Source organism: Nonomuraea sp. CA-218870 (genome assembly GCF_050936535.1).
GTDB lineage: Bacteria > Actinomycetota > Actinomycetes > Streptosporangiales > Streptosporangiaceae > Nonomuraea > Nonomuraea corallina.
On the sequence record NZ_JBNJMN010000003.1, the window covers coordinates 173,599 to 196,284 of the forward strand.

Sequence of the window (22,686 nt, forward strand, 5' to 3'; positions counted from 1 at the left end):
GGGGTGGAGACGCAAGCGAGCGCAAACCGCGACTCTTACGTGATTCATTGTCATGGAGTGGCCGTTTCCTGTAGGCATGAGTGCCGTGCGCATCTATATCGGCCTGGCCGCCAAGGGCCGCGAGGTGCCGGCCCGGATCCTGGAGAAGGTCCGTTCCGTCGCCGAGACGGCTTTCCCCGTCCCGCCGGAGGTGATCCGCGGCCGCGAATGGCACGGCCGCGGCGTGTCCCTGTTCGGGTGGACGAACGAGCCCGGCGACGAGCGGCGGCCGCCGCTGCTGTCGGAGTCGGGCGGGCGGGTGCTCGGGCTGAACGGCCACCTGGCCGACCCCGGCGACGCCGGCCGGCTGCTGGACGACCCCCTGGGCGAGGGGGTGGGCGGGTGCTTTTCCGCCTGGGTGGCGGGCGACGGCGTGCTGTCCGCGGCGACCGCGATCAACCGGGTCTGCCCGGTGTTCTACACCGAGACGCCGGAGCTGCACATCGTCGGCAGCCGGGCCCTGCTCGTGCACCTGGCGGCCCAGGAGGCCGACCGGGTGGAGCACGACGTGCTCGCCCTGCAGACGATGGTCCGCCAGGGGTTCTTCCTGTCCGACGAGACCCCGTACCGGGGGGTGACGGCGCTGCGCCCGAGCACGCGGCTGGACGTGCGGGACGGGCGGCGCACGATCACCGAGACGCCGCTGCCGCGGGCGGCGCCGGCGCCCGCGTCGGAGCGGGGCAAGCGCAGGGCGATCGGCGAGCTGGCCGAGGCGCTGCTGGCCACCGTCGCGCCGCTGCGCGGCCTGGACGAGCCGGTGAACCTGGCGCTGACCGGCGGACGCGACACCCGCGTCCTGGCGGCGCTGCTGCACGCGGCGAAGGTGCCGTTCCGGGTGACCACGAACGGGCTGGACACGCACCCCGACGTGATCCTGGCCCGTCAGATCGCCGGGCGGCTCGGCGTGGAGCACACGGTGATCGCGCCGCCGCAGACGGCCGGGCAGGACGCGGTGCTGGTGGAGCATCCGCTGGACCGGGTCTGGGAGACGCTGCGCACCTGCGAGGGCATGACCTCCGCGTACGAGTCGATCGTGAGCTACCTGCCCTACTCCGGCAAGCCGACCATGTCCGGGCAGAGCGGCGAGACGCTCCGGGCGGGCAGCCTGAACCTGCTGCAGACGGACCTGAGCGACAAGGCGCTGCTGCGCCGCATCACCGCCACGTTCGGCAAGGACGACAAGCTGTTCACCGCCGAGGCGAACGAGCACGCCCGCGAGCTGGCCCGGCCCTGGCTGGACAGGGAGAACCGGCTGGAGGCGCTGGACCACATCTACATCTGGTACAAGGTGGGCCGCTGGCAGGCCGGCGCCCGCGCGGGGTCGCTGCGCCGCGGCGACCCGGTCCGGCCGTTCCTGGACAACCGCGTGGTACGGGCCGCGCTCGGGCTGGACCAGGCCTGGCGGCTGTCCGAAGAGGTGATCTACGCGCTCATCCTGCGGTTCGCGCCCCAGCTGCGCGACGTGCCGATCGAGGGCAAGCCGTGGCGGTTCGCCGACGCGCTGGAGAAGCGGCCGTCGCACTGGTGGCGCCGCGCGCCGCGGCCTCCCGCGCACATGCCGACGCTGCGCACCGGCGGCGGCTGGAGCTGGCGGACGAGCCCCGGGCCGGTGCTGACGGACGTGCTGCGGCAGCAGGTGCTGGGCGGCCTGGACGCGCTGGCGCCGATCGTGAACCCGGACGAGGTCCGCGCCCTGTTCGCCGACCCGGTGGTCAGGAAGCCGGCCCTGGCCTGGCACCTGTACACGGTGAGCGCGCTGCTGACCGGGGTCTACCCGGGCAAGCGGCCGGAGGGGCTGGAGCGGATCGCGGTGCCGAAGCCGGTGTCATGACCGCTACCAGTGCAGCAGGAGCAGCTCGGCGGAGAACCCCGGCCCGAACGCCATGAGCACCGCGGGCTGGTCCTTGCGCCCGCGCGTCTCCTGCAGCACGTGCAGCACCGACACCGACGACAGGTTGCCGTGCTCGTGCAGCGACCGCCAGGTCACCTCCAGCGCCTCCGGCGACAGCTCCAGCGCCGCGGCCAGCCGGTCGATCACCTTGGGGCCGCCGGGGTGGCAGATCCAGGTGCCGACCTGGCCGGGGGTCAGGCCGTTGTCGGCGAGGAAGGCCGTGACGTCGGCGGCGAGCACCCGGTTCACGAAATCGGGCAGCCCGGCGTCGAGCACGATGCGGAACCCGTGCTCGCCGACCTGCCAGCCCATCAGGTGCTCGGTGCCGGGATACAGCTTGCTGCGGGTGGCCACCACCTCGCGGCCGGTGCCGTGCCCGGTGGCCACCACGGCCGCGGCGCCGTCGCCGAACAGGCCGCTGGCGATCAGGTTGGCGACCGAGGTGTCGTCGCGCTGCACGGTGAGCGAGCAGAGCTCGACGCAGACCAGCAGCGCCACCTGGTCCGGCCAGCCGCGCAGGTAGTCGTGCAGCCGCGACAGCCCGGCCGCCCCGGCGGCGCAGCCCAGCCCGAACACCGGCACCCGCTTGACGTCGTCGCGCAGCCCCGCCCGCAGGGCCAGCCTGGCGTCGAGCGACGGCGTGGCCAGGCCGGTGGTGGAGCAGAACACCAGGTGGTCGACCTTCTCCGGAGGCAGCCCGGCCTTCTCCAGCGCGCCGGCGATCGCCCGTTCCCCCAGGTCGAGCGCGACCTCGGCGTAGGCTTCGTTGGCCAGGCCGAACGAGTCGAGCTTGGTGTAGTCGTCCAGCGGCAGCGCCAGGTTGCGGCCGGTGACGCCGGTCGCGGTGTGGAAGCGTTTGAGAGCCCCCTCGTCCGCCGCCGTGAGCCGGGCGAACGCCTCGGTGATCTCCTCCTGCTCGTACCGGTGATCCGGCAGAACAGTCCGTACCCCCCAGATGTACATGTCTGGTTTCTGCCGCTCAGAGGCCGGGGCTAACATCGGCCGCCCGCCGCGGACGGCGGGCGGGGGACCTCATCCCTCCAGTGTGTAGTCGAACACGTACGAGTGAGAGCCGTCCGGGGCGATCCGGATGTCCATGTCGCCGCGCAGGCCGCGCAGCTCGCCGGTCGCGGAGTCGGGCGCGACCGAGACCACCAGCGACTGCCCGCCGCGGTCGCTGGTGGCGCCGTGCAGCAGGACGAAGCTGCCCGACCGGCCGTCGAGCGTGCCCTCGACGCGCTCCACGGCGACGTACGCCTTCGACTCCTCCACGGGGGTGGTCACGATGGTCAGGTGGACGGTGCTGGTGGCGTCGAGAGCGCCGTGGAACTTCTTGGTCATGGTGACGCGGCCGAGCGAGACGCCGTCGCGCTCCTCCAACGGCGGCTCGGCGTTCCAGTCTGCGGTGTCGAAAGGTCCTTGGACGATCATGCCGCCATCCTGCCGCGTGTACCTGGCATCTTCTGTCAGGTATCCAGAAGCGCCCGGGTGAAGGCGTTGCCGAACGCGCCCTCGGGGTCGTAGCGGCGCACCAGCTCGCGGAACCGGTCGGGGACGGCCGGCCGGCGGACGAACAGCTTGCCCCAGTGCGGCCTCGGATCGAACGGCGCCAGCACGTCCTCCACCAGCTCGATCACCGGTCGCACCGCCGCCGGGTCCTTGACCCAGGTGAAGTGGAACGCCACGCTGTCGCGCCCGTACGAGGGACTCAGCCACAGGTCGTCGGCGGCGATCGTGCGTACCTCCGAGATCTGCAGCACCGGCCGGATCCGGTCGCCCACGGCGCGCAGCCCGCGCAGCGCGGCGGCGGCGTGCGCGCGGTCCGTCATCCACTCCGACTGCAGCTCGTTCCCGGCGCTGCTGGGCGGCGCGTCCGGGCGGAAGTGCGGCAGCCGCTCGTGCCACGGCCCCGGCACGCCGAGCTGCTCGGTGCAGCTCCCGGCCGGCATGCCGGGCACGGGGTGGCGCGGCCCGACGGCCGGCCGGGTGCCGCGCCAGCCGTCGCTGACCGGCTCGGCGCGGTGCTTGATCCAGGCGCGGGTGTCGCGGTAGTCGGTGAAGAGGCTGACGCTGTGGCCGTCGGCCATGATCTCGTCGAACGGGGCGTCGTCCGGCACGCCCTCGCGCACGTACTGACGCAGCTCGAAGGCCGGGACCAGGTCCAGCGTGAGCGCGGTCACCACGCCGAGCGCGCCGAGCGCGACCACCGCGCCGGGGAAGTCCTCGTGGCCGCGTTCGAGGGTGACCAGCGAGCCGTCGGCGGTGACCAGCTCCAGGCCGCGGACGGCGGCGGACAGGCTCGGGTTGCCCACCCCGGAGCCGTGCGTGCCGGTGGCGACCGAGCCCGCCACCGAGATGTGCGGCAGCGACGCCAGGTTGGCCAGCGCGAGGCCGCGCGCGTGCAGCTCGGGGGCGAGCCGCGCGTAGGTGGTGGCCGCGCCGACCCGCACCCGGGCCGCCGCGCTGTCGACCTCGATCAGGGGCGGCATGCGGTCGAGCCGGACCAGCTCGCCGGGGGAGTCGGCGATGTCGTTGAAGGAGTGGCCGCTGCCCAGCGCGCGGATCCGCCGCGCGGCGGCGACCAGGCGGCGGAGTTCGTCGAGGGAGGTGGGACGGTGGATCCGGGAGGCCGTGAAGGGGGTGTTCCCCGCCCAGTTGGTGAGCGTCACCGCCCCACCCTGCCACACGCCGCCGGGCCGCCGGGTCTTGCCCGGGGCGGTTGGGGGGGATGGTGAGGAGCATGGAACTGTTTCCCGCGATCCCGCTGTCGGCCTGGCAGGACACCAAGGCCACGCTGCACCGCTTCACCCAGGTCATCGGCAAGATCCGGCTCGCCGGCGGGATCCGGCGCAACCACTGGTGGAACGTGCCGTTCCACCTGACCGGCCGGGGGATCACCACCCGCCCGATCGGCCGGGCCGACGGCGGGCCGATCTTCACCATCGACTTCGACCTCGTCGCCCACCGGCTGGCCGTCATGACGATCGACGGCAGGGAGGTGACCTTCCCCCTGTACGGGCGGTCGGTGGCCTCGTTCTACCAGGAGACCCGGCGGGCGCTGGCGGACCTGGACGTGCCGGTGGAGATCGAACTGCCGCATCCGTTCGACCTGCCCGACTCCGGCCGGCCGTTCGCCGAGGACACCGAGCACGCGGCCTACGACCCGGCCCAGGCCACGCGCTACTGGCAGGTGCTCAGCCAGGTGAACCTGCTGCTGGAGGAGTTCGCCTCCGGCTACTCGGGCAAGATCAGCCCGGTGCACCACTTCTGGCACACCTTCGACCTCGCCTGCACGAGGTTCTCCGACCGGGTGATCGACCAGCCTGCCCAGGCCGACCCGGTGACCAGGGAAGCGTACTCGCGCGAGGTGATCAGCTCCGGCTTCTGGTTCGGCGACGACACCTTCCCCGAGCCGGCCTTCTACTCCTACACCGCGCCGGAGCCCGCCGGGCTGGCCGACCAGCCGCTGGTCCCCGCGGCCGCGCAGTGGGTCCCGCAGCGCGGGAGCCACCTGGCGATCCTGCGGTACGACGACGCGCGGGCCGAGCCGTCGCCGCGCGAGGCCGTGCTGGCCTTCTACCAGAGCGCCTACGAGGCCGGCGCCCGGCTGGCCGGCTGGGACGTCGAGGCCGTCGCCTGCCCCGGCGGCGTCACCGACCCCGCCGCCACCTGACGTCCTCCTGACGTCCGGGCGGCATCGGCTCAGGGCGGCGGAAGGTGTGCCGGTAGGCCAGGGGGGCGACGCCGACCGCCGCGTGCAGGTGCTGGCGGAGCGAGACGGCCGTGCCGAAGCCGGCGTGCCTGGCCACCTCCTCCACCCCGAGGTCCGTGGACTCCAGCAGGTGGCGGGCGTGCTCGACCCGCTGCCTGGACAGCCAGCGGGCCGGGCTCAGGCCGGTCTCCTCGCGGAAGCGCCTGGTGAACGTGCGCACGCTCATGCCGGCGTGCGCCGCCAGCGCCTCCAGGTCGAGCGGCGCGTGCAGGTTGGCCAGCATCCAGGTGCGGGTGGCGGCGGTGCCGTTGCCGGTGGCCGGCGGCAGCGGGCGCTCGATGTACTGCGCCTGACCGCCCTCCCGCCAGGGCGGCATCACGCAGAGGCGGGCCGCCCGGTTGGCCACCGCGCTGCCGTGGTCGCGCCGGATGAGGTGGAGGCACAGGTCCAGCCCCGCCGCGACGCCGGCTGAGGTGAGCACGTCGCCGTCGTCGATGAACAGCACGTCGGGGTTCAGCTTCACCCGCGGGAACAGCCGGGCGAAGCGGGCCGCGTTGCGCCAGTGGGTGGTGGCCGGCCGGCCGTCGAGGAGCCCGCTTGCGGCCAGCGCGAACGCGCCCGTGCAGATCGACACCACCCGCGGCCTCCCCTGGAGGGCCTCGCGCAGCTCGTCCGGGATGACGCCCTCCCTCAGTACCGGCCCGCCGTGCACGCCAGGCAGCAGCACCGTGTCGGCGGTGTCGAGCACCTCCAGGCCGTGGTCGGGCTGCACGCTGTAGCCGGCCGAGCAGCGTACGGGGGCGCGGCCCGGCGAGCAGGTCACCACCTCGTACAGCGGCTCGCCCGACGGCGACGTGGCGGTGCTGAACACCTGGCCGGGCACGCCCAGATCGAGCGGGGCGAACTGATCGAGTACCACGACGGCGATTCGATGCGGCATGGCCGGATTCTTTCACATATTGGCTATCCGGCCACTCGTATCGGCCCAACACGGTGGATCAGGATGGGCCGCATGACCTTGACCTCCCCCGCCCGGCGCCTGCGCGTGCACCGGGCCTGGTTCGTCGCGGCCGTCGCCTTCGTGGCGATCCTGGGCGCCGCGGGCTTCCGCGCCACCCCCGGCGTGCTGATCAACCCGCTCCAGGAGGAGTTCGGCTGGAGCAAGGGCGCCATCTCCCTCGCCGTCTCCGTCAACCTCGTGCTGTACGGCCTGACGGCGCCGTTCGCCGCCGCGCTCATGGACCGCTTCGGCATGCGCCGCGTGGTCGCGCTCGCCCTGCTGCTGGTCGCCGTCGGCAGCGGGCTCACCGTGTGGATGACCGCGACCTGGCACCTCCTGCTGTTGTGGGGGGTGTTCGTCGGGCTCGGCACCGGGTCGATGGCGCTGGTGTTCGCGGCCACGCTGGCAGGCCGGTGGTTCGTGCGCCACCGCGGCCTGGTCACCGGCGTGCTGACCGCGGCAGGGGCGACCGGGCAGCTGATCTTCCTGCCCGTGCTGGCCCAGCTCGCCCATGGGCCCGGCTGGCGGGTGGCCTCGCTGGCCGTGGCGGGCTCCGCCCTGGCCGTGGTGCCGTTCGTCTGGTGGCTGCTGCGCGACCGCCCCGAGGACGTGGGCACGACGGCGCTCGGCGCCGACCCGGACGCGCCCCCGACGCCGGTCCCGACCGGGAACGCGGCGGTGCGCGCCCTCACGGTGCTGCGGTCGGCGGCGCGCACCCGCCCCTTCTGGTATCTCGCCGGCGGGTTCGCCATCTGCGGCGCCAGCACGAACGGGCTGGTCAGCACCCACTTCATCCCGGCCGCGCACGACCACGGAATGGCCGAGCCGATGGCCGCCGGGCTGCTCGCCGTGATCGGGATCTTCGACATCGTCGGGACCGTCATGTCGGGCTGGCTGAGCGACCGGGTCGACCCGCGGCTGCTGCTCGGCGCCTACTACGCGCTGCGCGGGCTGTCGCTGATGGTGCTGCCCGGCCTGTTCGCGGCCACGCCCGAGCCCAGCATGCTGGTGTTCATCGTCTTCTACGGGCTCGACTGGGTGGCGACCGTGCCGCCCACCATGGCGCTGTGCCGCAGGATCTACGGCGCGGACGGGGCCGTGGTGTTCGGCTGGGTGTTCGGCTCCCACCAGGTGGGGGCCGCCCTGGCCGCCGTCGGCGCCGGTCTCGCCCGCGACCAGCTCGGCGCCTACGACCTCGCCTGGTACGGGGCGGGGGCGCTGTGCCTGGCCGCCGCCGGGATGTCGCTGGCGATCCGGCATGCTGGGAACCGATGAACGACTCAGACGAGATGGTCCTGCCCCTCGTGGTGCGGATCGAGCGCGCCGCGCCTCCCGAGCGCACCGACGCCCTGGAGGCGGCCGCCATGGCGGTGCTCAGCCTGCTCGACGACCCGGGGGAGTGGGCCGGCGAGCTGGCCGCCCGGCAGGACGGCCGGATCCGCAAGGTGGTCCGCCGGGCCAGGGGAGCCGAGTGGCGGCGGGCCGTCGCGCTGCCCGGCCGCACCGTCGAGCACCGGACCGCCGAGGTGCGCGTGCACCCGCCCGTCCCGCTCGACGCCTGGCCCAGGGACCTGGCGAGGCTGCAGGTGTCGGGCACCGAGCTGGCCGACACCGGCGAACCCGGCCCGGCCACCCCGCCGGTGCTGTGGGAGAACCCCGCCCTGCGGATGTCCGCCGGCAAGGCCATGGCTCAGGCCGGGCACGCCGCCCAGCTGGCCTGGTGGGCGAGCGACGCCGCCGGGCGCGCCGCGTGGCGGGCGCGCGGCCTGACGGTCTCGGTGCGCACCGCCGGGCCCGCCGCCTTCGCGGCCGGCCTGGAGGCCGGGCTGCCGGTGGTGCGCGACGCCGGGTTCACCGAGATCGAGCCGGGCTCGTGCACGTTCGTGGCGGACGCGCCGTGGCTCCGCGGCCGGGTCGCCCGATCGTGACCTGTTCCGCCCGTTTCTCAGAGCCAAGATGACACTTCGGTAGCAATCGGCCGCAGATGGGCCGGTTTTGTCGTACGCTCCCGTCGTGCTCGATGGGGTTGATGAGACCAGAGGTTCCCGTGTGAGAACCGAAGACCGACCGGGAATCCCTGCCTCGCCGCCCAGACGCTCCCGCATCGGAGACATCCGGATGGGAGCGATCTACCGGGGACTCGCCGTGATCGTGGCGGTGGCGGTGGCCGCCGTCGGGGTCTTCCTGGCGTTCCCCGCACGGCCGGACGAGACCGGCGCCCGGCCGGTCGCCGCGCCATCGGCCGGGCCCGGCTCGTCCGGCCCGCCCGGCGCCCAGCCCACCCTGGAGCCCACCCTGGAGCCCACCGCGGAATTCACCGCGGAGCCCGCCGCCGAGCCGACGGCGGCCCCCAGCGCGGGGGCGAGCGTGGAGCCCACGGTCGAGCCCGCCTCCGCCCCTGGCGACGCGACCACGCCGACGCCGCGCCCCATCCCGACCCCCGGCGCCTCGCTCGCGCCCGGCTACACCGCCATGGAGGCGCTGTACGCCGACGAGCGCGTGCCCCGGCTGCCCCGCAAGCTCAAGCGGCTGTCGCTGCCCCGCGCGAGCAAGAACGTGCTGCGGGACAAGCGCGCCGGCCTCATCCTGCCGGACCTGCCCAAGCCCTGGAAGTCGTACGGACCGGCGCCCTTCACCAGCCGGCAGGTGCTGCCGCCGCCGCGCCGCGGCCCGCGCGGCATGCTGGTCAGCTGCCCCGTCCCGATCGACCCGCAGAAGTCCGACCGCGACACCGCGCTGCTCGCCGCCCGGTGGACGCTCAACCACCACCCCGAGGGCGCCGTCATCCGCTGGCTCGGCTCGCAGCGGACCAAGGCGGGGTGGGCGCTGCTGTACCAGGTCACGTACGGCAAGCGCAGCTCCCGCGCGGCCGTCGTGATCGTGGACGGCGGAATGAGCAAGCCCGGACTGGTGTTCATCTCAGTGCCGGACACGCAACGCAGCAGGTGGCGTGACATCCCCCGCGTGATCGCCGGCGTGCGCGCGCTGCGCTGAGACAGATCATGAAGGGCGGCGATGGTGGGGAGTGACGACGCCGTGGAGCGCTCTGGTCCACCGCGACCGTCCGAGAAGCGACCGTCCAAGAACGGCAAGAGCAGGCGGCCGTGGCGGGCAGAGGGACTGCCCGGCACCCCGGGAGGCCGCCCGAAGATCAACTGGTGGCGGTTCGCGGCCACGTTGCTGGCCGTGTACGCGGTGTTCTTCCTCGTGTCGTCGTTCTTCGACGACAGCCACGTCGAGACCGTCTCCTACACCGAGTTCACCAAGCAGGTGAACGCCAGGAACGTCAAGGAGATCTACGCCACCGGCCTGTCGGTGGAGGGCCAGCTCAGGTCGGCCGCCACCGACCCCGACAGCGGTGATCAGCCCTACACCGAGTTCCGTACCGAGATCCCCACCTTCGCCAACACCGATCAGCTCTCCCAGCAGCTGCAGTCGGCCGGGGTGGAGATCAGGGCGGAGCCGCTGAACTCCGGCCGCGGCTTCATGCTCAACCTGCTGCTGTCGCTCTTCCCGGTGCTGCTCCTGGCCGGTCTGTGGATCTGGATCATGCGGCGCGGGGCGAGCATGATGGGCGGCGGGCTCGGCGGCATCGGCAAGTCGAAGGCCGCCAAGCCGGTCGAGGCCGGCCGGGTGCGCGTCACGTTCGACGACGTGGCCGGCATCGACGAGGTGGAGAACGAGCTCGTAGAGATCGTCGACTACCTCAAGGACCCCGGCAAGTACCGCAGGCTCGGCGCCAAGCTGCCCAAGGGCGTCCTCCTGGCAGGCCCTCCCGGCACCGGCAAGACGCTGCTGGCCAGGGCCGTCGCCGGTGAGGCGAAGGTGCCGTTCTTCTCGGCCGGCGCCTCCGAGTTCATAGAGATGATCGTCGGCGTCGGCGCCTCCCGCGTACGGGACCTGTTCGAGGAGGCGCGCAAGGTCGCGCCGTCGATCGTGTTCATCGACGAGATCGACGCCATCGGCCGCGCCCGCGGCGGCTCCGGCGCCGTCGGCGGCCACGACGAGCGCGAGCAGACGCTCAACCAGATCCTCACCGAGATGGACGGCTTCTCCGGCGCGGAGGGCGTCATCGTCATCGGCGCCACCAACCGGCCCGAGGTCCTCGACCAGGCGCTGCTGCGTCCCGGCCGGTTCGACAGGACCGTGCAGGTGGGGCTGCCCGACGCGGCCGGCCGCGCCGCGATCCTCGGCGTCCACACCCGCGGCGTGCCGCTCGACCCCTCGGTCAGCCTCGACCGGATCGCCAGGACCACTCCCGGCATGACCGGCGCCGACCTGGCCAACCTCGTCAACGAGGCGGCGCTGCTGGCCGCCAAGCGCGGCAAGGAGAAGGTCGGCCCGGCCGACTTCGCCGACGCGCTGGAGAAGCTCCAGCTCGGCGCCGCCCGCAGCATCGTCATGCCGGAGGAGGAGCGGGTCAGGACCGCCTACCACGAGGCCGGCCACGCCCTGCTGGGCATGCTGCTGCCGGGCGCCGACCCGGTCAGGAAGATCTCCATCATCCCGCGCGGCCGGGCGCTCGGCGTCACCCTCTCCACGCCCGAGACCGACCGCTACGCCTACGACGAGCGCTACCTGCGCGGCCGCATCACGGGCGCGCTCGGCGGCATGGCCGCCGAGGACGTGATCTTCGGCGTCGTCACCACCGGAGCCGAGAGCGACCTCGAACAGGTCACCATGATCGCCCGAGGCATGGTGGGCCGCTGGGGGATGTCGCAGAAGGTCGGGCCGCTCACCATCCTGTCCGACGACGGCCGGCAGCCGCAGGCCTCGCCCGCCACGCTCGCCGTCGTCGACGAGGAGGCGCGGCGCATCGTCGACGAGTGCTACGCCGACGCCGTACGGACCCTGCGCGACAACCGCGACAGACTCGAAGGCATCGTGGCCGCCCTGCTGGAGCACGAGACGCTCGACGAGGAGAGCGCCTACACCGCCGCCGGGCTCCGCGGGACCGTCCAGGACACACGGCCGGAGCAGTTGGCCAAAAGTTAGGATGACCGCGAACTTAACCCGGGGCCGAGCGGGGCACCTCACCCGGGACTGAGATCGGGGGACACCGCCGTGAGACTTACTGACCGGCTCCTCGCCGAACTCGGCGATCCCGGGCTGGAGCAGATCGGCGGGATGCTCGCGACCGACCCCGGCAGGGCCCGCGACGTGATCGCCGCCGCCTCCGCGATGATCGTCGGCGGCATGGCCCGCGACGCAGAGCACCCCGACGGCGCGGAGGCGCTGCGCACCGCGCTCGACGAGCACACCGACGCCGACCCGTTCAACGGCGACGTCGCCTCCCTGATCCGCGACGGCCAGAACATCCTCGCGCACGTCCTCGGCGGCCAGGGCACCGAGACCGCCGCGTACGGGCTGGCCCGGCTGTCCGGCCTCGACCCCGGCGCGGTCATGCGGCTGCTGGCGCTGCTCGCCCCCATGGTGATGTCCCTGCTCGCCGTCCAGGCGGAGGCGTCCGACATGACCACCGAGGAGATGACCACCAAGGAGATGACCACCGAGGAGATGACCACCGAGCTCGCCCGCGAGCGGGCCACGCTGCCCCGCGAGCTGGCCGTCCTCCTCGCCGACGCCTTCGGCGACCTGCCCGAGCCGCACACCAGCCGCGACGGGTGGGGCTCCGCCTGGTGACGGGTAAGCTGGTCGGGTGATCGTTCTCGCCTCAGCCTCCGCCGCCCGCCTGGCTCTCCTGCGCAGCGCGGGGCTCGACCCCAAGGTGATCGTGAGCGGGGTGGACGAGGACGCCTACGACGCCTACTCGCCCGCCGCGCTCAGCCTCGTCCTGGCCAAGGCCAAGGCGGAGGCGGTCGCCGCAGGGCTCGGCGAGGGCCTGGTCATCGGCTGCGACTCCATCCTGGAGCTCGACGGCCGGCCCTACGGCAAGCCCGCCACCACCGAGGAGACGATCGAGCGCTGGCGGATGATGCGCGGCCGCACCGGGCGGCTCGTCACCGGCCACTGCGTCATCGACGTCGCGGCGGGCAGGCAGGCCGCCGAGACGGCCAGCACCGTCATCCACTTCGGCACCCCGTCGGAGGACGAGATCGCCGCCTACGCCGCCACCGGCGAGCCCCTGAGCCTGGCCGGGGCGTTCAGCATCGAGGGCCGCGGCGGCTGGTTCGTCGAGGGCATCGAGGGCGACCACGGCAACGTGCTCGGCATCTCGCTGCCGCTGCTGCGCGACCTCTTCGAGGAGCTCGGCTACGCGGTCACCTCGTTCTGGCGCTAGCCTGCCGGACATGCGATCACTTCGCGACTTCGGCAACGGGGTCGGCTTCTTCCTCCAGGGTGTCGGCTGGGTGGCCAGGAACGGCCGCTGGTGGCTGTTCGGGCTGATCCCGGCGGTGATCGCGTTCGCCGTCTACGTGGTGGCGCTGATCGTGCTCGGCACCAACGCGCTGTCCATGGCCGAGTTCCTGACTCCGTTCGCCGACTCGTGGTCCTGGCGCGAGGCGTTCCGGGTGACGGTCGCGCTCGCGCTGTTCCTCGGCGGGCTGGCGCTGGCGGTGCTGACCTTCGCGGCGCTCACCCTCACCATCGGCGAGCCGTTCTACGAGAAGCTGTCGGCCAAGGTCGACGGCGTCGAGGAGGCCGACGGGCCGCCCTGGTGGCGCACCCTGCCCCGGTCCATCAAGGACAGCCTGGTCACGCTGGGCTACGTGCTGCTGTTCACCGTGCCGCTGTTCTTCCTCGGCTTCATCCCCGTCTTCGGGCAGACCGTGGTCCCGGTGATCGGGGCGGCGGTGTCCGGCTTCTTCCTCACCGTCGAGCTGAGCACGCTCGGCATGGAGCGGCGCGGGATGCTCCGCAAGGACCGCTTCCGCCTGCTGCGCCGCAACCTGCCCGTGTCCCTCGGGTTCGGCGTGGTGGTGTTCGTGCTCTTCCTGGTGCCGCTGGTCGCGGTCGTGGCGATGCCGGCGGCCGTCGCGGGCGCCGCGATGATGGTACGCGACCGCCTCGCGCCATGATGGGGCATGCGGCATCTGGGGATCCTCGCCCACAGCGCCGAAGGAGCCGCGCTGTGCTTCCGCCCCCTCGGCCCCGATGACCACCTGGAGCTGCCGGGCCTGCACATCGGCGAGGTCGTCGCCGACCGGGCGGCCCGCGACGAGCGCGAACGGGGTCGGCATCCTGGGCACGCGTTTCCTGATGGACGGGCCCGTCTACCCCCGGGTGCTCGGCCTCCGAGGTGGCGGTCGGCCACCTGGGCCCGCCCACCTGGCGAGGCGGCCCACTGCCCTGACCCGCCGGTTCCGGCGGTCCGTTTGCCCTGACCGGCCGGTTCCGGCGGTCCGTTTGCCTTGACCCGCCGGTTCCGGCGGTCCGTTTGCCTTGACCCGCCGGTTCTCCACAGGGGCGCGGGCCGAGTGGCCGCCCGTCCACAGAATCGCCTTCGGGACCTCGCGCCGGGCGGGTCACGCGGCACGCTCGGGGCCCATGACGACCGACATCTCCGCCTCCTGCCTCACCCTCACCAGCCCGGCCGACATCCTCGCCGCCGTGCCCTATCTTGTCGGGTTCCACCCGGCCGACAGCCTCATCGTCGTCGGCCTCGCCCGCAGCCAGGCCAAGGTGGCCGCCCGGTGGAACGTCCCCGTGCCACCGGGCGCCCTCGCGCCGCTGGTCCCGCTGTTCGAACGGGAGGAGGTGACCCAGGTCGTCATCGTCGGCTACGGCCCGGGGGAGACCGTCACCCCGGGCGTCGACGAAGCCACCGCGACGGCCGCCCGCGCGGGCGTGGAGGTGGCCGAGGCGCTGCGCGCCCACGACGGCCGCTACTGGTCCTACGTGTGCGACAGCGCCACCTGCTGCCCGCCGGAAGGCACCCCCTACGACCCGCTGAGCAGCCGCGTCGCCGCCGAGGCGACCGTGCGCGGCCTCGTCGCCCTGCCCGACCGCGAGACCCTCCAGCGCACGATCGCCCCGATGAGCGGCCCCGTACGACTCGCGATGCGCCGGGCGACGGCCGAGGCGGTCCACGACCTGCGCACGGCCCTGGCCGCCGCCCACGACCCCGACGGCTTCACCGCGGACTTCGTCGCGCAAGGCCTCGCCCGCGTTCGCGCCGCCCTGGCCAGGGGCGCCATCGGCGACCGGCTCGACGACGCCGAGGCCGCCAGGCTGGGCCTCGACCTCGCGGTCATCAGAGTCCGCGACGAGGCCTGGACCTTGATGGACGACTCCCACATCGCCCTGTGGAAGGACCTCACCCGCCGCCTGGAGCCCGCCTTCGTCCCTCCGGCGGCGTCCCTCCTGGCCATGGCGGCCTGGCGGGCCGGTGACAGCGTCCTGGCCACGATCGCCCTGGAGCGGGCGCTGAGTCTCGACCCTCATTACTCGATGGGCAACCTGCTCATGCACGCCCTCCAGCACCTGCTGCCACCGGGAGTCATGGACGGCCGGATGCCCACGCCCGCCGAACTCGACGCCGCGATGGGCGAGCCCAGAGCCTCCTGGCTTCTGCCCGTCCCCGGCCTGAGCGCGGACGACCCGGAGCCGTTCGCCTGACGGCGCCGGGTCGGACGGCTCCCGGTCAGGGGATCGCCTGGGGAGACGCGCCGCGGTCAGAGCCCTCTGTCGCCTTCTTGACGGCGTCGCTCGTTGTAGGCGCGCATGCGGGGCGGATAGCCCGTCAGCTGCACGTCGTAGACCGGTAATGCCAGATCACGGGCCACCTTGTGGATCACCGCCGGCGATCCCACCCTGCGTCGCGTCCACTCGCCGTCGTCGGCGACGGCGACCGCGGTGGTGTCCGTCGCGAACGTCTCGGGCTCGACGTAGAACTCAACCCCGCGCCGTGACTTGGCGAAGGCGATGAGCGCTTCGATGTCGGCGTCGGTGGCCTCGCGATCGAACTTCGCGATTTTGTCGCCACGCAGCCGCCGGAGGCCGTAGCGGTCTCGCCATCTCATGCATCCTTTTTATACCGTCGAACGCTCAGGTGCGTCGGGGAAGATCTCGGGGATACCTCCGGGATTCTCCGGATGCCCGCCGGGGCCTCCGCCGAGCACTATTGAAGTGACCGTTCGCATCCTCGGGAAAGAGGCCTGGCTGTTGTGACTCCGCCACTCCCTGAAGAGCCGCTGTTCGGAGGGCCGCTCCCCGGAAGGCCGCCTCCCTCTTCGAGGGGGAAGGTCACGTGAGGGAGGTTCACGCGGTGGACGGCCGCCGGCGTCCAGGCTCAGGCGTGGGGCGGGAGCGCGGCCGGCACGTGGCCGCGGCGGTGCGTCTCCCCGGGCGAACGGCATCGAGACCGTCACACCATCGGCACACGCCGACCGCATACGGAGGGAGGGAGCGCGGGTTCTCCCGCCGGCCGACGCCGGCGGTCTCCTCCGCGCGATCATGATGGCCGGGGTACCCACATCTGCCAGGCGCGGATACGCGCCGCCACCCGAGCTGCGCGTCTCCAACCAGGACCGCGAACACGTGGTGGAACACGTCAAGCTCGCGTTCGCCGAGGGCCGCTTCGACAAGCTCGAGTTCGACGAGAGGCTGGAGCGCGCGATGACGGCGCGCACCCACGGCGACCTCATGCCGATCATGACCGAGCTCTACGGCGCTCACGCCGTGCCTCGCCTGGCGGCGCCGCAGCCGGCCGCGCCCCGTCCCATGGCCGAGCCGGAGAGCAACGAGCGCCTCGGCGCCTCCGCGGCGCACCTGCTCACCCTGCTCGGCTTCCCGGTCGCCGGTCCGCTCCTGTTGATGCTGACGGCCGGCAAGACCTCCCCCTATATCCGCCGTCACTCGGTGGAGGCGCTGAACTTCCACCTCACGCTCGTGGGCGCGTCCATCCTGCTCCCGATCACGATCGTCGGCCTGGTGCTGGTGCCGGTCATCTGGGTGGTCGGTGTCGTCCTGTCCATCGTGGCGGGCGTCTCGGCCCTGTCGGGCGGCGAATACCGCTACCCGCTGACGATCCGGATGGTGAAGTAACCGCCACCGGGCGCTTCGCTGGAAAGCGAACCCGCTTTCATCCGAAGGCGGGTGCTCCGTCTTCGGCGTGTTTCGTCACCGTACGAAGGATGTCGGCTGGTCCTGTCACCATCTGTCGTTCAGCCGTCCGTGGGAGAGCACGGGACGCGGACCGGTCACACGGTGCGCAGGAAGTCGTCGATGATCGCGTTGAAGGCGTTCGGGCGTTCCATGTTCGGATAGTGAGCGGCACCGTCGACGGCGCGGGCGCGGCCGTCGGGCACGGCGTCGATCAGGCGTGCGGCCATGCCGAGGTGGTCGGGCGAGTCGAGGGCGCCGTTGACGGCCAGCACGGGGACGCTGATCGTGGGGAGGCGCTCCCAGGTGCCGGTCACGGGGGCGAGGTGGTGGGGCTCGCCGGGACTGTGCTTGGCCATGGTGTCCTCGGCCATCTGGCGCAGGCGGCCGGTGACCCGCGGATCGACGTCGTCCAGGGCGCGGTGCGGGCCGGCGGCGAAGAGCAGGAAGCTGTCGATGGAGGCGTCGAGGTCCCCGGCGGCCATCGCGCCGTGCCAGGCGGCCATGGCCCGGATGGTCCACGGGTCGGTGAAGTACGGCTCGCTGGTGCCCACTCCGCTGACGACCACCGCGCTGACGAGGTCGGGATGTTCCAGCGCGGTGTCTATCGCGATGCTTCCTCCCATGGAGAGACCCACCAGGACCGCGGGGCCGGTGTCCAGGTGGCGGAGCAGGGCGGCGAGGTCGTCGGTGAGCCGGTACGGCCCGGTGGCGTTGGCGGATCGGCCGTGACCGCGGGCGTCCGGCACGATGACGCGATGCCCGGTGGCGAGGACCGGGGTCTGGTCCTCCCACATCCGATGGTCCAGGAACCCTCCGTGCAGCAGGACGACCGGACGGCCGACGCCGGCGTCCATCCAGAACAGATCATTCATGACAACCAGAGTGTCATTTCACGGCCCATCTTGGCAACTAAGGTGTCATTTGGACGCCACCGCATGGCAACCGAGGTGTCATCATGAGGGAGTGACCGAAACAAACCGCCGGCCGAGCTCCAGGGAGCCGGCCGGGACCGGCAGTGCTTCCGCTGAGCCGGCCGACCGGCTCGTCGAGGTGTTCGACCTCGTGGGGCCGCTCTACCGGCGGGCCCATCGCAAGGTGGAGCAGGACGCGCCCATCGAAGGGCTGTCGGTCGGCGTCCGGGCGGTGCTCAACCTGCTGCGCGAGCACGGACCCATGACCGTCCCCCAGATGGGCCGGGCACAGGCGCTGAGCCGCCAGTTCGTGCAGCGCATGAGCAACGACGCGGCCGCGCTCGGGCTGGTGGAGTTCGCCGCCAATCCGGCGCACAAACGGTCCTCGCTGGTCCGGCTCACCGAGAAGGGCCGGGCGGCCATCACCGCGGTGATCGACCGTGAGCGCGCGATGCTCGGCCCGGTCGCCGGACATGTGACGGGGGAGGAGGTCGACGCCTGCCTCCACGTGCTCTCCAGCCTCCTCCGGCTGCTCGACGACGTGGAGGTGGATTGAGGCCCGTCGTGCGCCACGGCTCGGAACGCCACAAGACCGGTGCCGCGCCGGTGGGAGATCAGGTCGCGAGGACCTCGTACGCGACCTTCATGACCCCGGCGTTGAGATTGCCGATCTTCGCGAAGGCGGCGCGGGAGAGGTCGAGGCAGCGGCCTCCGATGTACGGGCCGCGGTCGTTGATCCGGACCGTGACCGACTTCCCTGTGACCGGGTTGGTGACCCGCACCTTGCTGCCGAGCTTGAGCGTCTTGTGGGCCGCGGTCATGGCCGACGGGTTGAAGCGCTCGCCGCTCGCGGTCATCTGGGGCTCGTGGTAGTACGAGGCTCCGCACCTGCCGGACGCGACGACCCGGACCTTGGGCGCGGCCTTCTTCTTCGGCGCGGACTCGGCCACGGGGGCCTGAGCGGCGGGCGTGGCGGTGGCCTTCGGCGTGGGGGTGGTCGGGCTCTCGGCCCGCGGTTCGGCCTGCTCAGGGGAGACGGGCGGCCGCGGGGGAACGGCGGCGACGAGCGGGGTGGTGCCGCCGTCGGCGTCTCCCTGCAGGGCCGCCCAGGTGGTGACGGCGACGGCCACGGCGACGCCGCCCGCCGCGACGGCGGCCCAGCGGCGCTTGCCCGGCTTGCTGCGGTTGGGGGCGGAATGCTGACCCACGGTCGACCACGGTCCTCGTCGGCATCAGCGGCCGTGCGGGATGAGTGAGGGGAGCGCGCCGGCCGAGGGGAAAGGCGGGGACGACAGGCGTCCCCTGTGACGGGGAAGAACATACTCCATTAAAAGCAGACAAAGCCACATTAAACGGACATTAGGTGATATATCCCACGAAAGGGTGATCGTCCGAGAACCCACCCGAACCCGCCGGCGAGGGTGGAGGGGATGCCGCCGGTCAGCGCGAAGGGCTGCCTGCCCGGCGGCCGATCAAGCCGTCGACGAAGCGCGTCGCCGGATCGTCCGGGCCTGAGCGGCTGCGCGCTAGACCATGAGGGAGCGGACCGTGTCGACCGTGTCGGCGTCCTCGGCACGCTTGTCGGGGCGATAGCGCAGGACCCTGGCGAAACGCAGGGCCATGCCGCCCGGATAGCGGGGGGAGCGCTGCACGCCGTCGAAGGCGATCTCCACCACCAGCTCGGGACGGACCCGTACCGTCCACTCCGTCGTGGGACCGTCGGCCAGCTCCAGGAAACGCTCGGTCTGCCAGCCGAGCAGCTCGTCGGTGAGGCCCTTGAAGGTCTTGCCCAGCATGACGAACCCGCCCGTCTCCGGGTCGCGGGCGCCGAGATGAAGGTTGGACAGCTTGCCCTCGCGGCGGCCGTGACCCCACTCGGCGGCCAGCACCACCAGGTCGAGCGTGTGGCGCGGCTTGACCTTGATCCAGCCCGCGCCGCGCCGGCCCGCCGCGTAAGGAGACGACAGCGCCTTGACCACCAGCCCCTCATGGCCGGCCCGCACCACCTCGGCGAAGAACCGCTCCGCCTCCGCCACGTCAGCGGTGACCAGGCGTGGGGTGAGCAACGGCGCGGGGACCGCCGCCGTCAGCGCCTCCTGGCGGTCGGCGTACGGCAGGTCGAGCAGGTCGGAGCCCTCGATCCGGAGCGCGTCGAAGAAGAAGACGCTCAGCGGCGTCGCCTCACGCAGCCGGTCGATATCGATCTTGCTGCCGGTGCGGGCGGCCGTCACCTGGAAGGGATGCGGGCGGCCGTCGGGGCGGAGCGCGAGCACCTCGCCGTCGAGCACCGCGTCGCGCACCGGGAGCGCCAGCACGGCCTCCGCCAGCTCGGGGACCCGGGAGGTGATGTCGTCGAGCGTACGGGTGAAGACCCTGACCTCCGCGCCCGAGCGGTGCGCCTGGACGCGGATGCCGTCGAGCTTCCACTCGAACGCGGCGGGGGCGCCCGCCTTCGTCAGGGCGGCGGCCACGTCGGGGGCGCTGCCGGCCAGCATGGGCGAGACCGGTCGGCCCACCTCCAGCCGGAACGCCTTGAGACTCGGCACGCCGCCGGCCAGCGCGGCCGCGCCGACGGCGGGCAGCCAGCCGCGGAGCGTGAGCGCCCGGCGGACGTCGGCCGACGGCGCCCCGGACGCCTTGGCCACCGCCTCGATCATCACGCCGTCGAGCGCGCCCTGCCGGAGCTCGCCGCCGAGCAGCTTGAGCATGAACGCCTGCTCCTGGCTGGTCAGCCCCGCGAACAGCTCCCGCACCAGCGTCCTGCGGATCGCCTGGGAGCCCTGGCCGGACACGGCCTTGATCCTGGAGAGCAGGGAGTCGACGTCGGTCAGCGTGGCGGTCGCGGCCAGTTTCGGGGCGGGCACGTCCTGCAGGGAACGCCAGCCCACGCCGATCTGGCGCTGGGGCAGCTCACCCGACAGGTAGGAGATGGCGATCTCCGCCTCGTCGGGGCCGACCCGGCCGAGCAGCTCGGCCAGGTGACCGATCTTGCCCAGCCGCGCGGGCGTGCGGGCCACCGCCTGGGACACCCGGACCACGTCGATCAGCAGCACACCGCTATCGTGCCTCACTTCCACGACATTTCCGCAATCCCCGTCGACGCCCCGCCGCGAGAGCACCGGCAGCCGAGGGGCGCGGGGGCCGTGATGGGGGGAGAGGCGTGGGACGGGGGTGGGATGCCCCGCCCTCCGGCGAGGGCGGGGCATCGGGACGTCAGCGGACGCCGAGCAGGTCCACGACGAAGATGAGCGTCTCGCCGGGCTTGATGCGGGCGCCGGCGCCGGCGTTCCCGTAGCCCAGGTGGGGCGGGATGACGAGCTTGCGCCGGCCGCCCACCTTCATGCCCGCGACGCCCTGGTCCCAGCCCGCGATCACGCGCCCGCCGCCCAGCGGGAACTCGAACGCCTGGCCGCGGTTCCACGACGCGTCGAACTCCTCGCCCGTGGAGAAGGCGACGCCGACATAGTGGACGCTGACCTGGTGGCCGGGCTTGGCCTCGGGGCCGTCGCCGACGACGATGTCCTCGATCTCCAGGTCGGCGGGCGGGTTGCCGCCAGGGAAGTCGATCTCCGGCTTCGAGAGTGCCACGAAGTGCTCCTGTTGACGATGGCAATGAACCTGACGACTCTACGCGGTCGGGACGAGGCCGGTTGCCCCGCCGGGGTCACCAGCTGATGTGGACCGGCATGCCCTCCGAGTATCCGGAGGAGCTCTGGACGCCGACGACCGCGCGCTCGTGGAACTCCTCCAGGTTCGTCGCGCCCGCGTACGTGCACGACGAGCGCAGTCCCGCCACGATCGCGTCGATCTGGTCCTCCACGCTGGGCCGGCGCGGGTCGAGGTACATGCGCGAGGTGGAGATCCCCTCCTCGAACAGCGCCTTCCTGGCCCGGTCGAACGCGCTGTCGTCGGCGGTGCGCAGCCGGACGGCGCGGGCGGAGGCCATGCCGAAGTTCTCCTTGTAGATGCGGCCGTCGGCGTCGGTGTGGGCGTCGCCGGGCGACTCGTACGTACCGGCGAACCAGGAGCCGATCATCACGTTGGACGCCCCCGCCGCGAGGGCCAGCGCCACGTCGCGCGGGTGGCGGACGCCGCCGTCGGCCCACACGTGCCGGCCGAGCCTGCGCGCCTCGGCGGCGCACTCCAGCACGGCGGAGAACTGCGGCCGGCCCACCCCGGTCATCATCCGGGTCGTGCACATGGCGCCGGGCCCGACGCCGACCTTGACGATGTCGGCGCCCGCCTCCACCAGGTCGCGCACGCCGGCGGCGGTGACCACGTTGCCTGCCGCGACAGGCACGCCCGGGTCCAGCGCCCGCACCGCGCGCAGCGCCGCGACCATCTTCTCCTGGTGCCCGTGGGCGGTGTCGACGACCAGGCAGTCGACGCCGGTTCCGAGCAGTTCCTCCGCCTTGGCCGCGACGTCGCCGTTGACCCCGACGGCGGCGGCGACCCGCAACCGTCCGCCGGCGTCCAGGGCCGGCTGGTAGAGGGTGGCGCGCAGCGCGCCGGTACGGGTGAGGATGCCGACCAGGCCGCCCGCCTCGTCCACGATGGGCGCCAGCCGGTGCCGTCCCTCGTGCAGCCGGTCGAACGCCTCGCGCGGGGCGAGCCCCGCCGGCAGCGTGAGCAGCTCGCTGGACATCACCTGGGCGAGCTGGGTGAACATGTCGACGCCCTTGCAGTCGGCGTCGGTGACCACGCCGACGGGGCGGTTCTCCCAGTCGACGACGATGACGGCGCCGTGCGCCCGTTTGGGCAGCAGCTGCAGCGCCTCGCCCACGGTGTCGTGCGGGGTGAGCACGAGCGGCGTGTCGTGTACGAGGTCGCGCCGCTTGACCCAGTCGACCACGTCCGCGACCACGTCGAACGGGATGTCCTGCGGGATCACCGCGATGCCGCCGCGGCGGGCCACGGTCTCGGCCATGCGCCGGCCGGCGACCGCGGTCATGTTGGCCACGACGACCGGGATGGTGGTGCCGGTGCCGTCGTGCGTGGACAGGTCGACCTCGAGCCGCGACCCGACCGAGGAGCGTGACGGCGTCATGAACACGTCGCTGTAGGTCAGGTCATAGGGCGGGGCCATGCCGTTCAGAAATTTCACGTTGATCCATCTTATGTCGTG

Annotated in this window: 22 protein-coding genes; 12 read left to right on the plus strand and 10 right to left on the minus strand. The window is 72.7% G+C overall.

Annotated elements, in window-relative coordinates:
• Window positions 1-76 precede the first annotated feature (76 nt).
• A complete protein-coding gene (locus ACQEUU_RS35815; RefSeq protein WP_433074862.1) occupies window positions 77-1,870 on the plus strand; it encodes an asparagine synthase-related protein in 1,794 nt (597 codons plus the stop codon).
• 3 nt (window positions 1,871-1,873) lie between these two features.
• Here ACQEUU_RS35815 and ACQEUU_RS35820 read toward each other — a convergent pair whose 3' ends face one another.
• From ACQEUU_RS35820 to ACQEUU_RS35830, 3 genes are all read right to left on the minus strand, one after another.
• Window positions 1,874-2,893 (minus strand): type III polyketide synthase, encoded by a 1,020-nt coding sequence (locus ACQEUU_RS35820; RefSeq protein ID WP_433074865.1) that lies wholly within the window; start codon window positions 2,891-2,893, stop codon window positions 1,874-1,876.
• Between the two features lie 69 nt (window positions 2,894-2,962).
• Window positions 2,963-3,361: a DUF3224 domain-containing protein gene (locus ACQEUU_RS35825; protein ID WP_433074868.1), complete on the minus strand. Its 399-nt coding sequence runs from the start codon at window positions 3,359-3,361 to the stop codon at window positions 2,963-2,965.
• 35 nt (window positions 3,362-3,396) lie between these two features.
• Window positions 3,397-4,599, minus strand: coding sequence for an FAD-binding protein (locus ACQEUU_RS35830; protein ID WP_433074871.1), 1,203 nt, complete (start codon window positions 4,597-4,599; stop codon window positions 3,397-3,399).
• Window positions 4,600-4,670: 71 nt separating this feature from the next.
• On the opposite strand from ACQEUU_RS35830, the gene ACQEUU_RS35835 reads away from it, so the two are divergent.
• The gene (locus tag ACQEUU_RS35835) at window positions 4,671-5,603 is read left to right on the plus strand and encodes a DUF5996 family protein (RefSeq protein ID WP_433074874.1); all 933 of its coding nucleotides are present in this window, start codon (window positions 4,671-4,673) and stop codon (window positions 5,601-5,603) included.
• On the opposite strand, the gene ACQEUU_RS35840 is transcribed toward ACQEUU_RS35835, so the two are convergent.
• Window positions 5,581-6,582 (minus strand): GlxA family transcriptional regulator, encoded by a 1,002-nt coding sequence (locus tag ACQEUU_RS35840; protein ID WP_433074877.1) that lies wholly within the window; start codon window positions 6,580-6,582, stop codon window positions 5,581-5,583. The two genes, ACQEUU_RS35835 and ACQEUU_RS35840, sit on opposite strands and share 23 nt — an antisense overlap.
• Window positions 6,583-6,654: 72 nt before the next feature.
• On the opposite strand from ACQEUU_RS35840, the gene ACQEUU_RS35845 reads away from it, so the two are divergent.
• From ACQEUU_RS35845 to ACQEUU_RS35880, 8 genes are all read left to right on the plus strand, one after another.
• Window positions 6,655-7,917 (plus strand): MFS transporter, encoded by a 1,263-nt coding sequence (locus ACQEUU_RS35845; RefSeq protein ID WP_433074880.1) that lies wholly within the window; start codon window positions 6,655-6,657, stop codon window positions 7,915-7,917.
• Window positions 7,914-8,570 (plus strand): peptidyl-tRNA hydrolase, encoded by a 657-nt coding sequence (locus ACQEUU_RS35850; RefSeq protein WP_433074883.1) that lies wholly within the window; start codon window positions 7,914-7,916, stop codon window positions 8,568-8,570. The genes ACQEUU_RS35845 and ACQEUU_RS35850 overlap by 4 nt, the downstream gene beginning before the upstream one ends.
• 190 nt (window positions 8,571-8,760) lie before the next feature.
• A complete protein-coding gene (locus ACQEUU_RS35855; protein ID WP_433074886.1) occupies window positions 8,761-9,636 on the plus strand; it encodes a hypothetical protein in 876 nt (291 codons plus the stop codon).
• Window positions 9,637-9,657: 21 nt separating this feature from the next.
• Window positions 9,658-11,637: an ATP-dependent zinc metalloprotease FtsH gene (gene ftsH / locus ACQEUU_RS35860; RefSeq protein ID WP_433074889.1), complete on the plus strand. Its 1,980-nt coding sequence runs from the start codon at window positions 9,658-9,660 to the stop codon at window positions 11,635-11,637.
• A gap of 69 nt (window positions 11,638-11,706) precedes the next feature.
• The gene (locus tag ACQEUU_RS35865) at window positions 11,707-12,285 is read left to right on the plus strand and encodes a DUF937 domain-containing protein (protein WP_433074892.1); all 579 of its coding nucleotides are present in this window, start codon (window positions 11,707-11,709) and stop codon (window positions 12,283-12,285) included.
• Window positions 12,286-12,301: 16 nt separating this feature from the next.
• Window positions 12,302-12,883, plus strand: coding sequence for a Maf family protein (locus ACQEUU_RS35870; RefSeq protein ID WP_433074895.1), 582 nt, complete (start codon window positions 12,302-12,304; stop codon window positions 12,881-12,883).
• Window positions 12,884-12,893: 10 nt separating this feature from the next.
• A complete protein-coding gene (locus ACQEUU_RS35875; protein ID WP_433074898.1) occupies window positions 12,894-13,622 on the plus strand; it encodes an EI24 domain-containing protein in 729 nt (242 codons plus the stop codon).
• 469 nt (window positions 13,623-14,091) lie between these two features.
• Window positions 14,092-15,162: a DUF4192 domain-containing protein gene (locus ACQEUU_RS35880; protein WP_433074901.1), complete on the plus strand. Its 1,071-nt coding sequence runs from the start codon at window positions 14,092-14,094 to the stop codon at window positions 15,160-15,162.
• Window positions 15,163-15,218: 56 nt separating this feature from the next.
• Here the strand turns inward: ACQEUU_RS35880 and ACQEUU_RS35885 are convergent, their stop codons facing one another.
• Window positions 15,219-15,566 carry a hypothetical protein gene (locus ACQEUU_RS35885; RefSeq protein WP_433074904.1) on the minus strand — a complete coding sequence of 116 codons (348 nt, stop codon included), beginning with the start codon at window positions 15,564-15,566 and terminating at the stop codon, window positions 15,219-15,221.
• Window positions 15,567-15,999: 433 nt separating this feature from the next.
• Between ACQEUU_RS35885 and ACQEUU_RS35890 the strand changes: the two genes are divergently transcribed.
• The gene (locus ACQEUU_RS35890; RefSeq protein ID WP_433074907.1) at window positions 16,000-16,590 is read left to right on the plus strand and encodes a DUF1707 and DUF4870 domain-containing protein; all 591 of its coding nucleotides are present in this window, start codon (window positions 16,000-16,002) and stop codon (window positions 16,588-16,590) included.
• A 155-nt stretch (window positions 16,591-16,745) separates the two neighbouring features.
• Here ACQEUU_RS35890 and ACQEUU_RS35895 read toward each other — a convergent pair whose 3' ends face one another.
• Complete coding sequence (locus ACQEUU_RS35895; protein WP_433074910.1) at window positions 16,746-17,522, minus strand: alpha/beta fold hydrolase; 777 nt, start codon at window positions 17,520-17,522, stop codon at window positions 16,746-16,748.
• A gap of 91 nt (window positions 17,523-17,613) precedes the next feature.
• Between ACQEUU_RS35895 and ACQEUU_RS35900 the strand changes: the two genes are divergently transcribed.
• A complete protein-coding gene (locus tag ACQEUU_RS35900) occupies window positions 17,614-18,117 on the plus strand; it encodes a MarR family winged helix-turn-helix transcriptional regulator (protein WP_433074913.1) in 504 nt (167 codons plus the stop codon).
• Between the two features lie 58 nt (window positions 18,118-18,175).
• Here ACQEUU_RS35900 and ACQEUU_RS35905 read toward each other — a convergent pair whose 3' ends face one another.
• The 4 genes from ACQEUU_RS35905 to ACQEUU_RS35920 form a co-directional block, all read right to left on the minus strand.
• Entirely contained in the window at window positions 18,176-18,769 is a 594-nt protein-coding gene (locus ACQEUU_RS35905; RefSeq protein ID WP_433074916.1) for a septal ring lytic transglycosylase RlpA family protein, read from the minus strand.
• A gap of 318 nt (window positions 18,770-19,087) precedes the next feature.
• Entirely contained in the window at window positions 19,088-20,614 is a 1,527-nt protein-coding gene (locus tag ACQEUU_RS35910; RefSeq protein WP_433074919.1) for an ATP-dependent DNA ligase, read from the minus strand.
• A gap of 160 nt (window positions 20,615-20,774) precedes the next feature.
• Window positions 20,775-21,149, minus strand: coding sequence for an FKBP-type peptidyl-prolyl cis-trans isomerase (locus ACQEUU_RS35915; RefSeq protein ID WP_270158480.1), 375 nt, complete (start codon window positions 21,147-21,149; stop codon window positions 20,775-20,777).
• Window positions 21,150-21,225: 76 nt separating this feature from the next.
• Complete coding sequence (locus ACQEUU_RS35920) at window positions 21,226-22,665, minus strand: GuaB1 family IMP dehydrogenase-related protein (RefSeq protein ID WP_433074923.1); 1,440 nt, start codon at window positions 22,663-22,665, stop codon at window positions 21,226-21,228.
• Window positions 22,666-22,686 lie beyond the last annotated feature (21 nt).

Bases quoted from the DNA above. Each gene is read 5' to 3' on its own strand.
- ACQEUU_RS35825 (WP_433074868.1), bottom strand. From the start codon at position 3,361: ATGATCGTCCAAGGACCTTTCGACACCGCAGACTGGAACGCCGAGCCG.
- ACQEUU_RS35890 (WP_433074907.1), top strand. From the start codon at position 16,000: ATGATGGCCGGGGTACCCACATCTGCCAGGCGCGGATACGCGCCGCCA.
- ACQEUU_RS35815 (WP_433074862.1), top strand. From the start codon at position 77: ATGAGTGCCGTGCGCATCTATATCGGCCTGGCCGCCAAGGGCCGCGAG.
- ACQEUU_RS35840 (WP_433074877.1), bottom strand. From the start codon at position 6,582: ATGCCGCATCGAATCGCCGTCGTGGTACTCGATCAGTTCGCCCCGCTC.
- ACQEUU_RS35885 (WP_433074904.1), bottom strand. From the start codon at position 15,566: ATGAGATGGCGAGACCGCTACGGCCTCCGGCGGCTGCGTGGCGACAAA.
- ftsH (WP_433074889.1), top strand. From the start codon at position 9,658: ATGGTGGGGAGTGACGACGCCGTGGAGCGCTCTGGTCCACCGCGACCG.
- ACQEUU_RS35880 (WP_433074901.1), top strand. From the start codon at position 14,092: ATGACGACCGACATCTCCGCCTCCTGCCTCACCCTCACCAGCCCGGCC.
- ACQEUU_RS35875 (WP_433074898.1), top strand. From the start codon at position 12,894: ATGCGATCACTTCGCGACTTCGGCAACGGGGTCGGCTTCTTCCTCCAG.
- ACQEUU_RS35895 (WP_433074910.1), bottom strand. From the start codon at position 17,522: ATGAATGATCTGTTCTGGATGGACGCCGGCGTCGGCCGTCCGGTCGTC.
- ACQEUU_RS35820 (WP_433074865.1), bottom strand. From the start codon at position 2,893: ATGTACATCTGGGGGGTACGGACTGTTCTGCCGGATCACCGGTACGAG.
- ACQEUU_RS35845 (WP_433074880.1), top strand. From the start codon at position 6,655: ATGACCTTGACCTCCCCCGCCCGGCGCCTGCGCGTGCACCGGGCCTGG.
- ACQEUU_RS35855 (WP_433074886.1), top strand. From the start codon at position 8,761: ATGGGAGCGATCTACCGGGGACTCGCCGTGATCGTGGCGGTGGCGGTG.
- ACQEUU_RS35835 (WP_433074874.1), top strand. From the start codon at position 4,671: ATGGAACTGTTTCCCGCGATCCCGCTGTCGGCCTGGCAGGACACCAAG.
- ACQEUU_RS35850 (WP_433074883.1), top strand. From the start codon at position 7,914: ATGAACGACTCAGACGAGATGGTCCTGCCCCTCGTGGTGCGGATCGAG.